Source organism: Paenarthrobacter sp. NPDC018779 (genome assembly GCF_044391085.1).
In the GTDB taxonomy this organism is placed as follows: Bacteria; Actinomycetota; Actinomycetes; order Actinomycetales; family Micrococcaceae; genus Arthrobacter.
Genome location: NZ_JBIRZS010000001.1, coordinates 229,555 through 242,437, shown reverse-complemented (window position 1 = coordinate 242,437; position 12,883 = coordinate 229,555). Strand labels below are relative to the sequence as shown.

At 64.0% G+C, this 12,883-nt stretch carries 12 protein-coding genes; 5 read left to right on the top strand and 7 right to left on the bottom strand.

The window, feature by feature from the left end; all coding sequences use genetic code 11:
• Positions 1-2: 2 nt before the first annotated feature.
• Positions 3-1,577, bottom strand: a complete 1,575-nt coding sequence (locus tag ACH488_RS01150) for an ABC transporter substrate-binding protein (protein ID WP_397321712.1) — start codon at positions 1,575-1,577, stop codon at positions 3-5.
• A 217-nt stretch (positions 1,578-1,794) separates the two neighbouring features.
• Here ACH488_RS01150 and pdxA point away from each other — a divergent pair, with 217 nt between their 5' ends.
• From pdxA to ACH488_RS01135, 3 genes are all read left to right on the top strand, one after another.
• The gene (gene pdxA, locus ACH488_RS01145; RefSeq protein WP_397321711.1) at positions 1,795-4,125 is read left to right on the top strand and encodes a 4-hydroxythreonine-4-phosphate dehydrogenase PdxA; all 2,331 of its coding nucleotides are present in this window, start codon (positions 1,795-1,797) and stop codon (positions 4,123-4,125) included.
• Positions 4,126-4,493: 368 nt separating this feature from the next.
• On the top strand, positions 4,494-5,654 hold the full coding sequence (locus ACH488_RS01140; protein ID WP_397321710.1) for a serine hydrolase domain-containing protein: 1,161 nt from the start codon (positions 4,494-4,496) through the stop codon (positions 5,652-5,654).
• Between the two features lie 78 nt (positions 5,655-5,732).
• The gene (locus ACH488_RS01135; RefSeq protein WP_397321947.1) at positions 5,733-7,034 is read left to right on the top strand and encodes an MFS transporter; all 1,302 of its coding nucleotides are present in this window, start codon (positions 5,733-5,735) and stop codon (positions 7,032-7,034) included.
• Between the two features lie 12 nt (positions 7,035-7,046).
• Here the strand turns inward: ACH488_RS01135 and ribA are convergent, their stop codons facing one another.
• The 5 genes from ribA to ACH488_RS01110 all read right to left on the bottom strand — a co-directional run bounded on the left by ribA (position 7,047) and on the right by ACH488_RS01110 (position 10,896).
• Positions 7,047-8,897 carry a GTP cyclohydrolase II RibA gene (gene ribA, locus ACH488_RS01130; RefSeq protein ID WP_397321709.1) on the bottom strand — a complete coding sequence of 617 codons (1,851 nt, stop codon included), beginning with the start codon at positions 8,895-8,897 and terminating at the stop codon, positions 7,047-7,049.
• Positions 8,898-8,993: 96 nt separating this feature from the next.
• Positions 8,994-9,347, bottom strand: a complete 354-nt coding sequence (locus tag ACH488_RS01125; RefSeq protein WP_397321708.1) for a TraR/DksA family transcriptional regulator — start codon at positions 9,345-9,347, stop codon at positions 8,994-8,996.
• A 77-nt stretch (positions 9,348-9,424) separates the two neighbouring features.
• Positions 9,425-9,853, bottom strand: coding sequence for a VOC family protein (locus ACH488_RS01120; RefSeq protein ID WP_397321707.1), 429 nt, complete (start codon positions 9,851-9,853; stop codon positions 9,425-9,427).
• Positions 9,854-9,942: 89 nt separating this feature from the next.
• Positions 9,943-10,398, bottom strand: a complete 456-nt coding sequence (locus tag ACH488_RS01115; protein WP_397321706.1) for a VOC family protein — start codon at positions 10,396-10,398, stop codon at positions 9,943-9,945.
• A 120-nt stretch (positions 10,399-10,518) separates the two neighbouring features.
• Positions 10,519-10,896, bottom strand: a complete 378-nt coding sequence (locus ACH488_RS01110; RefSeq protein WP_397321705.1) for a VOC family protein — start codon at positions 10,894-10,896, stop codon at positions 10,519-10,521.
• Between the two features lie 122 nt (positions 10,897-11,018).
• Here ACH488_RS01110 and ACH488_RS01105 point away from each other — a divergent pair, with 122 nt between their 5' ends.
• Together ACH488_RS01105 and ACH488_RS01100 are read left to right on the top strand one after the other, a co-directional pair.
• The gene (locus ACH488_RS01105; protein WP_397321704.1) at positions 11,019-11,408 is read left to right on the top strand and encodes a DUF3054 domain-containing protein; all 390 of its coding nucleotides are present in this window, start codon (positions 11,019-11,021) and stop codon (positions 11,406-11,408) included.
• A gap of 73 nt (positions 11,409-11,481) precedes the next feature.
• A complete protein-coding gene (locus tag ACH488_RS01100; RefSeq protein WP_397321703.1) occupies positions 11,482-11,760 on the top strand; it encodes an Lrp/AsnC family transcriptional regulator in 279 nt (92 codons plus the stop codon).
• A 37-nt stretch (positions 11,761-11,797) separates the two neighbouring features.
• Here ACH488_RS01100 and trpD read toward each other — a convergent pair whose 3' ends face one another.
• On the bottom strand, positions 11,798-12,856 hold the full coding sequence (trpD, locus tag ACH488_RS01095; protein WP_397321702.1) for an anthranilate phosphoribosyltransferase: 1,059 nt from the start codon (positions 12,854-12,856) through the stop codon (positions 11,798-11,800).
• Between the last annotated feature and the right edge of the window lie 27 nt (positions 12,857-12,883).

The window sequence follows — 12,883 nt, the reverse complement described above, 5'->3', positions numbered from 1 at the left end:
GCTTAGGCCTCCAGCCGGACATCGACGAGTGGGTAGGAGTTGGTGGGGGCCAAGGAGAGCCCGTCCACGCGTTTCTGGTGGGCGAGGACGGATTTCGGCACGAACGCCCACGCGCACGGCCAGGTATCCCAGATGGCCTGTTGCGCGGCGGCCAGCCGTTCCTGCCGCAGTGTGGGATCCACCTCGGACGAGGCTGCCTGGATCTTCTTCTGCACGTCAGGGACAACGTAGCCCTGGTAGGTGTCGCGGGTCTTCTCCTTCTCGGCAGTACCTGCGTACATTCCCTGCATCATGGTGATGGCCAGTCCCGTAGGGCTGCTGAAGCCGTTCCCGAGCAGGTCCCAGTCCCCCTGCTTGCCCTGGCGCCACGCGAGGATGTTCCCACCGGGCTCGAACTGCTGCAACTGGGTCTTGACTCCAATAGCGCCGAACATTTCCACGAGGGCTTCCATCACGGAGGTGTCGGAAGCGAATTCGCCGGTCTCCCAGATGATCTTCAGCTCGAGGTTGCTGACCCCCAATTGCTTCAGGGTGGACTTCGCTTTGGCGGGATCGTAGCTGTATGTCCCGGTTTTGGCGTATCCGGTGAGGCTGGAGGGTACAACGCCTTCGGCTTGGCTCACAGAGTCCACCAGGACGTCCTTGACCAGGGCCTCACCATCAATCGCCCAGCTGAGGGCCTCCCTTACCCGGACATCCGCCAAGGGGTGGCCAGCGGGTTTACGGAAGTTGTAGAAGATCTGGTTCAGGCGCAGGCTCGAAGCTTCTGCCAGCACGACGCCCGGGAGCCCGGCGAGCTGCTCGCGCGAGTCCGGGGTGATGGAGTCGATGATGTCCACCTCGCCGCTGCGCAGGGCGATCACGCGGCTGGACTCTTCAGGGAGGAAGCGTACTTCGACGTTTTCCACCTGGGGAGCCGGACCCCAGTAGTTTTCGTTCCTCCGGAGGCTGTAGGTGCCGGCGCCGCGGTTGAATTTGGTCACCATGTAGGGGCCGGTACCCACGCCGTCCTGCAGTTCTTCCGGCTTGTTGCTAGCGGCCGGGCTGATCAGGATCATGCTCATCAGGGAGTCCAGGATGGGGATCGGATTCTTCGACTCCATGGTGAAGGTCCGGTCATCCACGGGCACAACCGTGGGGAATTCCGGAAAGAAGCCCGCCACGAAGGAACCTTGGACCTGCTGGTACATTTTGAGCGCTGTGGCAACGTCGTTGATGTCAACGGGGGTGCCGTCCGAGTACTTGATGCCTTCGCGGAGGCGAACGGTCCATTGAGTGGGTGAGGTCATCTCAAAACGTTCGGCCAGGACAAGCACGGGCTTGGTCTCGGGACCGATTGCCGTGAGGCCTTGACGTACTGCACGCTGCACCGTCACTGCGGCATCGAACTGGTTGAGCTTGTTGTCGAGGCTGACCAGTGAACGGTTGAGGGCCAGCGTCAGGGTGCTTGGTCCTGGAAGTCCGGTGGGGCCTGCGCACCCTGCGACGGTGCCGGTGCCCAGGAGAAATCCGGCGGCTGCGCCGAACTGCAGGAGGCGGCGCCGTGAGATCTCGGTTCCTTGAGGAAGAACGGTCATCGTTGACCTCTCGGTTGGTTGGGGAGACGGCCGGCCGGATTGGCTGCGCCGTGTTGCATGGATCACTCTGCCACCTCTGCGCGAAATACGCAACAGCCATGGCGCATTTCGCGCAATCATGCCATGATGGTCCCACGGTCCGCCTCATCTGCAGGCGACGCGACCGGCCAGCAAACCCGCTGGCCGGTTCCCACGGCAAGGTCAGGAAGGAGGACACGTGGACACACCCCCGCGCCTCATCATCCAGGCGGACGACTACTCGGGCGCAGCAGAGGCGGGACAAGCATTTGCCGCGCAAGGATTCACAACCGGCATCGCCTTGGGCGGAGCTGGCCGGACAGCGCCCCTTTCCATGGGCTCCCCCGATGTCCTGGTACTCGACACGCATACCCGGGGAGCCTCCCCAACCGACGCCCGGGCTGCGGTGGCACAGGCCCTGGATTCGGCCCGCCGCGACACCCGGACAGTGGTCTTCAAGAAGACGGATTCGCTCTGGCGGGGCAACATCGCCGCCGAAATCTCTGCGCTTAACGCACTGGGCTACCACGTGGTACTCGCGGGTGCGCTGCCGCAACTGCACAGGACCGTCAAGGACGGAAAACCCTTCGTGGCAGGTATTCCCCTTGCCGCCACTGACGCCTGGCGTGCTGAATCCGGCCCAGCACCTGCGGCAGTAGGGGAACTCTGGGAGCCGCTCGCAGCCCAGCCCGCACGTTTGTCCCTTGACACCGTCCGCTCCGCCCATTTACCCGCGCGGCTTGCGGGCTTGCTGTCCGGCCACGCTCCCCGGATCGTGATAGCCGACGGCGAAACGGCTTCCGACCTCACGGCGGTCGCAGACGCCTTCATGGCCCTGCAGGACGACAACGGAGGAACCATCGCGTTGGCGGGCACCGGCGGCTTGGCCGAGGCATTGGCCGCCAGCATGAAGACCATAGTTGCGCGAAACGCGCAACCAGAGCTCCGCGAGCTGCTTGTGGACACACGACGGCGGCGGGTGATTGCCGCCGTCGGGAGCGCCTCCCCGGCGGCCCGGATGCAACTGGACGGCCTGGAACGCAACGGATTCCGCACCGTTCGCCTCCAGCCCCGGCAACTCCACACTGGAGCCGCCCAGCCGTTGGTGGAGGAGTCCGCCGAAGCGCCCAACATGGTGGTCACCGTGGACTCTTCCGTCGTGGATCCCCGTGATGCCCGGAACATCGTGAAGGCGCTGGCCGGCGTCGTCGCGGACAACGCCCATGACGATCCTGCACCCGACCTCATCCTGACCGGGGGCGAGACGGCGCGGGAGGTGCTTGATGCCCTGGATATCGCTTCGCTCCAGCCCCTCGGTTCAGTGCAGCACGGCGCCGTCATCAGTGTGGCCGACGATGGCCGGCTGGTCGCCACCAAACCCGGCAGCTTCGGCACCAAGGATGTCCTGTCGCAGCTGTACCTCAGTATCCGGAACCTTAGGAGCGGCTCGTCTCCCCAGCCGCCCGCAGACAACCATTCCCCCTCGAACGACGGAGCAACCATGACTTCAACCTCTGCACACCACGACAACCGGCCATTTATCGCCGTCACCATGGGTGACGGCGCAGGCGTAGGCCCCGAAGTCACCGTCGGGGCCCTGCTGGCCGAAAATGCCTACGACGACTGCCGGCCGGTTGTCATCGGCGACGCGTACCGGCTCCGCCTCGGGGCACAAGCCCTGGGTGCAACTGCGGACATTGTGGAAATCACGTCGGTTCCGGACGCCGTCTTCGAACCGGGCCGCATCAATGTCATTGACCCCAAGCTCCTCTCTCCCGACCTCGAGTGGGGCAAGGAATCAGCCGAAGCGGGCAACGCCGCCTACCACTACATCCGGATCGCATGCGAACTGGGGATGGACGGGCAGGTGCAGGGTATCTGCACCGCTCCCCTGAACAAAGCAGCACTGCACATGGCCGGCCATGTGTACCCGGGACATACGGAACTCCTTGCGCATTTCATGGGCATCGAGGAGGTGTCCATGATGCTCTCTACCCCCAAGGTCAAAGTCATCCACGTGACCACCCACATCGGCCTCATTGACGCCATCAACAAGATCGAACCAGGACTCGTGGAGCGCACCATCCGCCGCGGCCACGGCGCCATGCAGCGGGCAGGTATTGCTGAGCCGAAGATCGGCGTGTGTGCCATCAACCCCCATGCCGGCGAGAACGGCCTGTTCGGTTACGGCGAAGAAGCGGAAAAGATCACTCCCGCCATCGAGAAGGTCCAGGCCGACGGCATCGACGCCCGCGGCCCGCTTCCAGCCGATACTGCCTTCTTCCTGGCCGGACGCGGCGACTACGATCTCATCGTTGCCATGTACCACGATCAGGGCCACGGGCCGGTCAAGGTCCTGGGCATCGAGGCCGGGGTCAACATCACCGTTGGGCTGCCCGTCATCCGCACGTCAGTGGACCACGGCACCGCCTTCGACATTGCGGGCAAGGGCATCGTGGAGGTCGGCAGCATGATCGAAGCCCTGAGGCAAGCCGCGGAAATGTCCCCGAGTCCGCTGGTTCGGAAGTAGGGGTCAGCCCTCGGGGTGGCCGTGCGCACAGTGTGATTCTCCGGGCGCGATCTCGTGGCCTTGGAGGCACGTGCGGGCAGGTGGCAGGTGGTCTTCCTGACGCCTGAAAAAGATGCTGCTCGAAGCGCCCGCGATCCCGGCGTCTTCGCGCCTGAGCCATTCCCCGAAGTGGGTGAGGTGCGGCTTGCCAGTTCCACCGTGTTCTGTCTTACCGTGCCCGAACGGATGTTTGGCCATGTCGACCGCCGCCTTCCATGCTGACGTCCCTGCGGCGTGCAGGGCTGTTTCGACATGACGATTTTAGAACGGCCTATTCCGTCGCGGAATGGGTTCTGGTTTTTGCCTGGTGCCCGGCGTAGAACGGGCTTATGGCCACTAGGCGCAGGAGGTTCCTGCTGGCCCTTTGCCTCAGTTTGTGGTTCCTGGGCGGATGCACGGCCGGCCCACCCGAGCCGTCGCCCCTGCCTGCCCCGGCGCCTGGTACCACGGACTCGCTCGAGCGGACGGTCCTGCATTTCCTGGAGGATGGCGTGACCTCCGTTGTGGTCCAGGTCCGGTGGCCCGGCGGTGAATGGTCCAAGGCATACGGTGTCCGGAACCTGTCCACCAACGATCCCGCCCGGCCCTTGGACAGGTTCTCCGTGGGCAGCCTTACCAAGTCGATGGTTGCCGCGGAGGTGCTGAAGTTGGTGGATGAACACCGGCTGAGCCTTGATGGGCCGATCAACGATGCCCTCGCCCGTGTGGCACCGGAGCTGAAGCCGCCGGGCATTGTGACGCTGCGGCAGTTGCTGAACCATACGTCAGGATTGCCCGACTTCCCGGGCGAACTGGTCAGCGGGTCCACGGTGGGTGGCATCCTCCAAACACGGATCAGCCCACAGGATGGCCTGCGGCTGGCCGCCAAGCTGCCGTGGGAATCCTTCAACACCGGATTCTTCAACTATTCGGAGTCCAACTACCTTGCCCTCGGATTGTTGATCGAGGATGTCCGCTCACGTCCCTTGGGCGAGATCCTCCAGGACGAGCTGTTCAGCCCGTTCGGGCTGGAAAAGACCGCCCTCCCGAACCCGGACCGGGGAGCCCGGGACAACCTTCACGGCTACGTCCTGGACGGCAACCGGCAGGTGGACATCACCCAAGCCGATTATTTGGTGGGCTCCCCCGCCGGCGGCGTGGTGTCAACCACCGCGGACATCAACCACTTCTATCGCAGCCTGTTGTCGGGCCGCATCGTCTCCCCCGGGCTGCTCAAGGATATGAAGGAAACCGGCACCGGCAACTACGGCCTGGGACTCCAACGCTTCAGCATCGGTTGCTCGGGCGAGCACAGGTACGGCAGCACCGGCCGCGTCTTCGGATACCTTTCTGCGTCGATCAGCAGCGACGACGGCGGCAGCCAGGTCACCATGGGGCTGGCCCTGCCGCCGCTGCCCGTTGATGACCCCGTGGTGGACAGGCGCATAGGACTTTACGCCTCGCAAATGGTCTCCGCCGCACAGGAAACGCTGGACCATTTGTGCCAGTGACAAGCTCTGGCGGAGCACGCACATCGGGACGAGAATGGGCACGTGGCCCACCCTCGCACCGAAGGCAGCGGCGACACCATGAACGATGCCGCCCGCAGGATCCAGCGTGTCTATCTGACGCTGACGCTGGGAAACACCATCGCGGCGTCCTTCATCTGGGGCATCAACACCCTGTTCCTCCTCGACGCCGGCCTCAGCAACCTCGAAGCCTTCGCCGCCAACGCGTTCTTCACGGCCGGGATGGTCCTGTTCGAAGTCCCCACAGGAGTGGTTGCCGATGGCTGGGGACGCAGGGTCTCCTTCCTCCTCGGCACCATCACCTTGGCGGCGTCCACGTACTTGTACTACGTGATGTGGCAAATTTCGGCGCCGTTCTGGATGTGGGCCGTCGTTTCAGTACTCTTGGGACTCGGCTTCACGTTCTTCTCCGGCGCAGTGGAGGCCTGGCTGGTGGACGCCCTCCGCTTCTCGGGCTACGAAGGCGGCCTCGAGACCGTGCTCGGCCGGGGCCAGATGGTCCAAGGCGTAGCCATGCTGCTTGGGTCCGTGGCAGGTGGCGTCATTGCCCAGGCCACCAACCTTGGCGTGCCGTTCCTGTTGCGCGTCCTGGTTTTGGTGGCGATGTTCGCCGTGGCTTTGTGGTTGATGCACGACGTCGGCTTCTCGCCTGAGCGGTCAACGCACCCCTTGGAGGCCACCCGGGCAGTCCTGGCCGCTTCGATCGACAACGGCCTGAAAAACCCGCCCGTCCGCTATGTGATGCTCGCCGCGCCCTTCAGCGCCGGCGTCGGAATCTATGTCTTCTACGCACTGCAGCCGTATCTGCTGGACCTGTTCGGGGATCCGCACGCGTATTCTATTGCGGGGCTCGCCGCCGCGATCGTGGCGGGTTCGCAAGTGCTGGGAGGGTGGCTCGCACCGCTCGCCCGCAGGCTCTTCCATAAGCGGACCTCGGTCCTGATTCTCGGCAGCGTGGTGGGCGCCGTGATCCTGCTGGTCCTCGGATTCACCCGCGTGTTCTGGATTGCGCTGGTGCTGCTCGCCCTGTGGGCTGTAGTGGGGTCTGCTGCCACCCCCGTGCGCCAGGCCTATGTCAACGACCTCATCCCGTCCAAACAGCGCGCCACGGTCCTGAGCTTTGATTCCCTGATGGGATCCAGTGGCGGCGTCGTGGTGCAGCCCCTGCTGGGACGCGGCGCCGACCTCTATGGCTACCCGGCGTCACTGGCCATGGCTGGAGTCATCGAGATCATTGCCGTCCCGTTCCTCATCGCCAGCCGGCGGCAGTCGGCCTCAGCCGATCGTTCGACTTCCACTCCGGCCGGCACTGACCAACAGGGGCCAGCAAAGGACGAATGGCAGCCCGGCCCCGCGGCCTAGAAAGCCCGCGGCCTAGAATGACGGAACGGTCAGCCCAAGTCCCAACAACCCGCGCCCGGCCTGCTCCAGGACAGGATCCAGGCTCAGCGTCGGATGGTTCAGGAGCACGTCCATGTCCCGTTGGATCCGTTGGAGCGGATCGGACAAACGGTGCGCACTGCCCCCTGAACGTGAGGCAATGAGCCGCACCGCAGTGCCTGCGGCTTCCGCGCTCAGCGCCAAGGACAGCCTGTATCCGGACCGTTCCACGTCGGTCAACAGCGCATCACTCCTGCCCAGGGCGTCGGAGAGGATCTGTACTGCTTCCTGCCAATGGAGGCGGGCTGTGGTAACAAGTCCGTAGGCCTCCGAATACCGCGCCTGCGCAAGGACGGAATCTGCCTGCCGGTTGTCCGTGGTGTTCTTCACTTTGCGGACCATCAGCCGTTCACGGAAGAGGTTCAACGCCTCCTCTGCGGCTCCCAACGCCGACGACGGAGCAACCACGTTCAGCAGCGTCGCCATGGGGGCATGTACCAGGGAGTCCGGGTGGAGGCGGCTTCCCGGATTATCCGTGGCGCTCAGCTGGTCCCAGTCCATCACCCGGTGCTCCGGAACGAAGACATTGACTGCAACCAGGTCATTGCTCCCGGTTCCCCGCAGGCCGGAAGTGTGCCACGTGTCCAACAGTTCGAGGTCCTGTGCGGGAACCAGCACCTGCACGCGCCGCCCTTCGCTGTTGGCAGCCAGCAGCGCCCATGTGGAGTGCATGATTCCCGAGGCGAAACTCCACCGTCCGGATAAGCTGAAACCTCCCGGCACCTTGGTGGCCGTTCCGGGAGGAGCACCCGTAGCTGCCGCCAGGGGCATCTGTCCGCCGGCAAAGACTTCGTCCTGGACCTTGCTGGGCCACCGGGCCAACATCCAGGCATGTTCAGCCAAGTGGCCTGCAATCCAAGCCGTTGACGCACAGCCCCTCGCCATCCGCCGCAGGGCTTCGGCGTAGGCGCCAATCCCCAGGCTGTAGCCACCCACCGCGGCCGGAGCAAGCATCCGGAACACTCCGGCCTCGGCCAACTGCCTCATGGTGGCCTCCGGAAGCTTCCGCAATTCCTCGGCTTCACTGGCACGTTCACGCAGCGACGGAAGCAGGGCGTCGATGCGTCCCAGCAAGCCGTCCGCATCCGGTCCGGAGTGACGCCCGACGTCGGACCCGGCCAGTTCCAGCGCATGCCCCGTTTTGTCCCGTTTGGCCATGAGGTAGGCCTTGTTTGCCTCGGACAGATGCACGCCGGTGGGGACGTTCTCAACCACCCTGATACCGAGTGCCTGGAGCTGCGCCCCTTTGTCCGGATTGTTGCTGAGCAGCCTTACCGCGGAGGCGCCCAGGACCTCCAACATCTGCGCAGCGGCCGCGTAGTCCCGCTCGTCCTCGCCTCGGCCGAGGGCCACGTTGGCGTCGTAGGTATCGAGTCCAGCATCCTGGAGGGCGTAGGCGTCAAGTTTGGAGTAGAGGCCGATCCCACGGCCTTCCTGCCTCAGGTACAGCAGGAATCCACCGACCCCGGCAATCCTTTCCACAGCCTCACGGAGCTGCGGTCCGCAGTCACACCGTTCACTGCCGAAAACATCGCCGGTCATGCACTCGCTGTGGAGACGCACCAGGGGCGCGTCTCCGTTTGCACCTGCCCCCAGCAACGATTGCTCCCAAGCCCCGAAGGCAAGCAACAGATGCTCTTGGCCGTCTACGAGTCCGTGGAAGGTCATGACTTCTGCCGTGGTGGCGTACCCATCCGGAAACCGAAGCGGAACGGTCACCCGCTGTCGCAGGGTCGCGGGGACCATCGGCGCCAGGGCTACGGTGCCGTCAAGGGTGGCGGTCATTGCCCTCCTCGGAATTAGTTGAAGCTTGAAGTTAACCGTATCCGGTCAATACTTGAAGCTGCAACTAAAATGACGAGGTGAATATTCCTGCCTTGCTCAGCGACCGACTGAGGCGTGATTGACGCAATAGGGCGTCCACGGCCGCGCATCGAGCCGTCCCTCCGGTATCTCCACCCCGCAAACGATGCATATCCCGAAGGTACCGGCGTCGATGCGCGCCAAGGCGTCCTCGATGTGGCCCAGCCCGGCGCGGCTTTGCTCCATCAGCGCGGAGGCCTGCGAGAGCTCAAAGGCGATCGTGCTGCCCTCGGGGTCATGCTCGTCGTCAACATTCGAGTCCAGCCTCGCCGCGCTGACCGAGGCAATGTCACCACGAAGGGCGCCCAGCAGGGCCAGCTTCGCATCCCGCTCGCGCTCCAGAAGGACGCGGAAACGCTGGACATCAACCATGTTCCTCCTTGGTTCCCCAGACAGGTGCGCCCTCCCCGGAACTCCGGGAAGGGCACAACGACTGCCTGCGGTTGAAACTACTTGGCCGGCTGGTCTCCGGCAATATTCACAAGCCAGGCAATGCCGAACTTGTCAACGCACATGCCAAAGACGTCGCCCCAGGGGGCGCTCTCGAGGGGCATGGTGACGGTGCCGCCATCCACCAGCTTGTCCCAGTAGCCGCGGAGTTCTGCTTCATCGGACGACTCACCGCTGAGGGACACGGAGATGTTGTTTCCCGGGTTGTAGTCCATGCCGTTGGGCGTATCCGAAGCCATCAGTGTCAGACCGTTCGGCGAGACAAGCATGCCGTGCATCACTTTGTCGGCTTCGGCGGGATCCTGGCTGGCCTGGTAGTCGCCGAACGTGCTGATAGTCAGTTCTCCGCCGAAGACGGTTTCGTAGAAAGTGATGGCGTCACGGGCGTTGTCGCGGAAAGAGATATAGGGGTTGAGGCGCGATGTCATAGCAGTGTTCTCCTCATGGTTGTGTTGGGCGCGCTGGTCGCCGTGCGGCCATGCTAGCAGCGGCATCAGGTGCCTGTCGCGCAGTCTTTTCAGTCGCCGTCGTAGGCCTTCCGAAGAGCTGCGATGTCCAGCTTCCGCATCTTCATCATGGCTTCCATGGCACGGCGCGCACCTTCGGGATCCGGTCCGGTGAGGACGTCCGTAAAGCCTTTGGGAATAACCTGCCAGGAGAGCCCGTACTTGTCCTTCAGCCAACCGCACATGCTTTCCTCCCCGCCTACCAGCAGGGCTTCCCAGTAGCGGTCCACCTCTTCCTGCGAATCGCAGTTGATCACCAGCGAAACTGCCTCGTTGAAGGTGAAGGCAGGGCCGCCGTTCAGCGCCATGAACTGCCGCCCCTCAAGCTCGAACTCCACCGTTAAGGGCTGGCCGTCCGGTCCCGGCATGGACTGCCCCATGACTGCGTTGTCAAAGGTCGAGGTGTAGAACTCGGCCGCTTCCGCTGCCTGGCCGTCGAACCACAAACACGTGGAAATCTTCTGCATTGCCTTGGTCCTCCCATGTCGCTCGGGACAAGCCGTCCCCGGTTGAGGCTAACGCTCCGGCGCGTTCGGAACAATGCCCGACGGCGGAGCGGTCACCGGCGCATTCCGCGAAAACGCCACCTAGTCGCCGGACGTCCGGATCCGGCTCACCAGGCCCACGGTATTGCCCTCGCTGTCCTCCACGAACGCCATCCATTCCTCCGAGCCCGGCGGGCCCAGCCGATCGTCCTCGTGGACGAAGATGACGTGCGGTTCTGCGAGAATCCTTACGCCCTCGGCGCGAAGCCCTTCAACGGACGAGGGGAGGTCTGCCACCTCCAGGTAGACCAACGCCGACGGCGCACCCTTCTCCAGCAGGAGACGGACTCCACCGACATCGAAGAACAACAGGCCGGGCGGATCAAAGACGGCTTGGGGCTCCTTCCCGAGTAGCGAGGAATAGAACTCCGCTGCCCGTTCCAGGTCCTCGGCGCGTTGGGCGACTTGGATGAACCGCATGATCAACCTCCATGATGGCCTGTCAGGCTTCTTTCGCAGCCATCGTCCCGGCAAGAAGCCCGCCAATCAAGGGAAGTTCACCCACTTCGCGATATTCGCCGCACACGGATAGTGTCGGTTGCATGCCTACCCCCAAGAACCGGTGGATTTTCGCTGCCGCCGGTGACCTCGTCCTGATCCTTGTTTTCGCCGCCATAGGACGTGACGCCCACACCCGTGGCGACATCATCGGCGGCGCGTTCCTCACCGCCTGGCCCTTCCTGGTGGGGGCCGCCGCAGCCTGGCTGGCCCTGCGGGTGTGGTGCAGGCCTTTTGCACTCTGGCCCTCCGGCGTGGCCGTATGGATGGGCGCCCTCATTGGAGGAATGCTGCTCAGGGCGCTTACCGGCCAAAGCGTCGTGTTGCCCTTCGTGATCGTGGCACTCCTTGCCCTGGGCATCCTGCTCCTGGGTTTCCGCGGGATTGTGGCGATCGCAAGCAGGCTTTCGAGGAAACGCCACAGCCGCTCCTGACAGGGACCGGAACAGACCATATGCACTAGGCTGGAGAGCGTCCGCAATGACGCTTTTTTCGGAAAGGCCCCCCGTGATCACCGCATTCGTCCTGATCAAGACCAACGCTTCCCGCATCCCGGAAACCGCCGAACAAATCTCGGCCATCCAGGGCATCAGCGAGGTCTATTCAGTGACTGGCGAATGGGACCTGATCGCGGTGGCGCGCGTGTCCAAGCATGAAGACCTGGCAGACGTCATCGCGGACCGCTTGTCCAAGGTTCCATCGGTGGTCCACACCACCACCCACATCGCCTTCCGCGCCTACTCGCAGCACGACCTCGACGCTGCCTTCGCCCTCGGATTCGAGTAAATCTCCGGGGGATACCCTCCGGAAATCCCCCCGGAGCCTAGCTCCGGCTGAGGTCCGTCCATTTTGCCAGGACACCAGCGGCGGCACCTGAATCGACGGACTCGGCAGCACGGCCGAAAGCAGCCCGCATCCGGTCCACGAGCGTTCCCTCCGCGGCAAGGTCCGCAGCCACAAGCCCCGCTGCCGCGTTCAACAGCACGGCATCACGGACGGGGCCGGTCTTGCCGTCGAGGATTTCCCGAACCACCTGGGCATTCGCCCCGGCATCACCGCCACGGAGGTCCGCCACGGTGGACGGGCCGATTCCAAGGTCCGCCGGTGAAAAGACCTGTTCGGTAACCACACCGTCACGGATCTCCCAGACAGTCGAGGGACCCGTGGGAGTCAGTTCATCCAATCCGTCGTCACCACGGAAAACGAGCCCGCGGCTGCCACGTCGTGCAAGCACGCCTGCCACCAACGGCGCCATGCGGGCATTGGCCACACCCACGGCGGAAGCCTGCACGTGGGCAGGGTTGGTCATGGGACCAAGGAAGTTGAAGGCCGTAGGAACGGCAAGTTCCCTGCGGGGAACAGCGGTATGCCGGAAGGACGGGTGGAAGACCTGCGCGAAGCAGAAGGTGATTCCTGCCTCCTCCGCATTGCGGGCCACCTGCTCTATGGACAAGTCCAAACGGACCCCGAGCGCTTCGAGGACGTCGGCGGAGCCCGAGGCGGATGACGCGGCACGGTTGCCGTGCTTAACAACCTTTGCCCCGGCGCCGGCGGCAACGAGGGCGGCCATGGTGGAAATGTTCACCGTGTTGAGGCGGTCGCCACCGGTACCAACAATGTCCAGCTTCTCACCGGAGATTTCTATGGGGTTTGCGTTCTGGACCATGGCTTCCACCAGGCCCGCGAGTTCTTCCACGGTCTCACCCTTGGCGCGCAAGGCAACAAGGAAGCCGGCGATCTGTGCCGGAGTCGCATCTCCGGCCATGATGGTGTTCATGGCCCACTGCGTGTTCTCCACCGCAAGGTCGTCGCCATTGATCAGTGCAGAGATGAGCCCTGGCCAGGTGTTGCTGGCTGCAGGTGCCGATGCCGGAGAAGTCACTCCCCGATGCTATCGACCGAGCAGCGC

What these genes read in the sequence shown, in the direction of transcription:
- ACH488_RS01105 (WP_397321704.1), top strand. Translation starts at nt 11,019, where the DNA reads ATGCCTACCCCCAAGAACCGGTGGATTTTCGCTGCCGCCGGTGACCTC.
- ACH488_RS01110 (WP_397321705.1), bottom strand. Translation starts at nt 10,896, where the DNA reads ATGCGGTTCATCCAAGTCGCCCAACGCGCCGAGGACCTGGAACGGGCA.
- ACH488_RS01120 (WP_397321707.1), bottom strand. Translation starts at nt 9,853, where the DNA reads ATGACATCGCGCCTCAACCCCTATATCTCTTTCCGCGACAACGCCCGT.
- ACH488_RS01135 (WP_397321947.1), top strand. Translation starts at nt 5,733, where the DNA reads ATGAACGATGCCGCCCGCAGGATCCAGCGTGTCTATCTGACGCTGACG.
- ACH488_RS01140 (WP_397321710.1), top strand. Translation starts at nt 4,494, where the DNA reads ATGGCCACTAGGCGCAGGAGGTTCCTGCTGGCCCTTTGCCTCAGTTTG.
- ACH488_RS01115 (WP_397321706.1), bottom strand. Translation starts at nt 10,398, where the DNA reads ATGCAGAAGATTTCCACGTGTTTGTGGTTCGACGGCCAGGCAGCGGAA.
- ACH488_RS01125 (WP_397321708.1), bottom strand. Translation starts at nt 9,347, where the DNA reads ATGGTTGATGTCCAGCGTTTCCGCGTCCTTCTGGAGCGCGAGCGGGAT.
- ACH488_RS01150 (WP_397321712.1), bottom strand. Translation starts at nt 1,577, where the DNA reads ATGACCGTTCTTCCTCAAGGAACCGAGATCTCACGGCGCCGCCTCCTG.
- ribA (WP_397321709.1), bottom strand. Translation starts at nt 8,897, where the DNA reads ATGACCGCCACCCTTGACGGCACCGTAGCCCTGGCGCCGATGGTCCCC.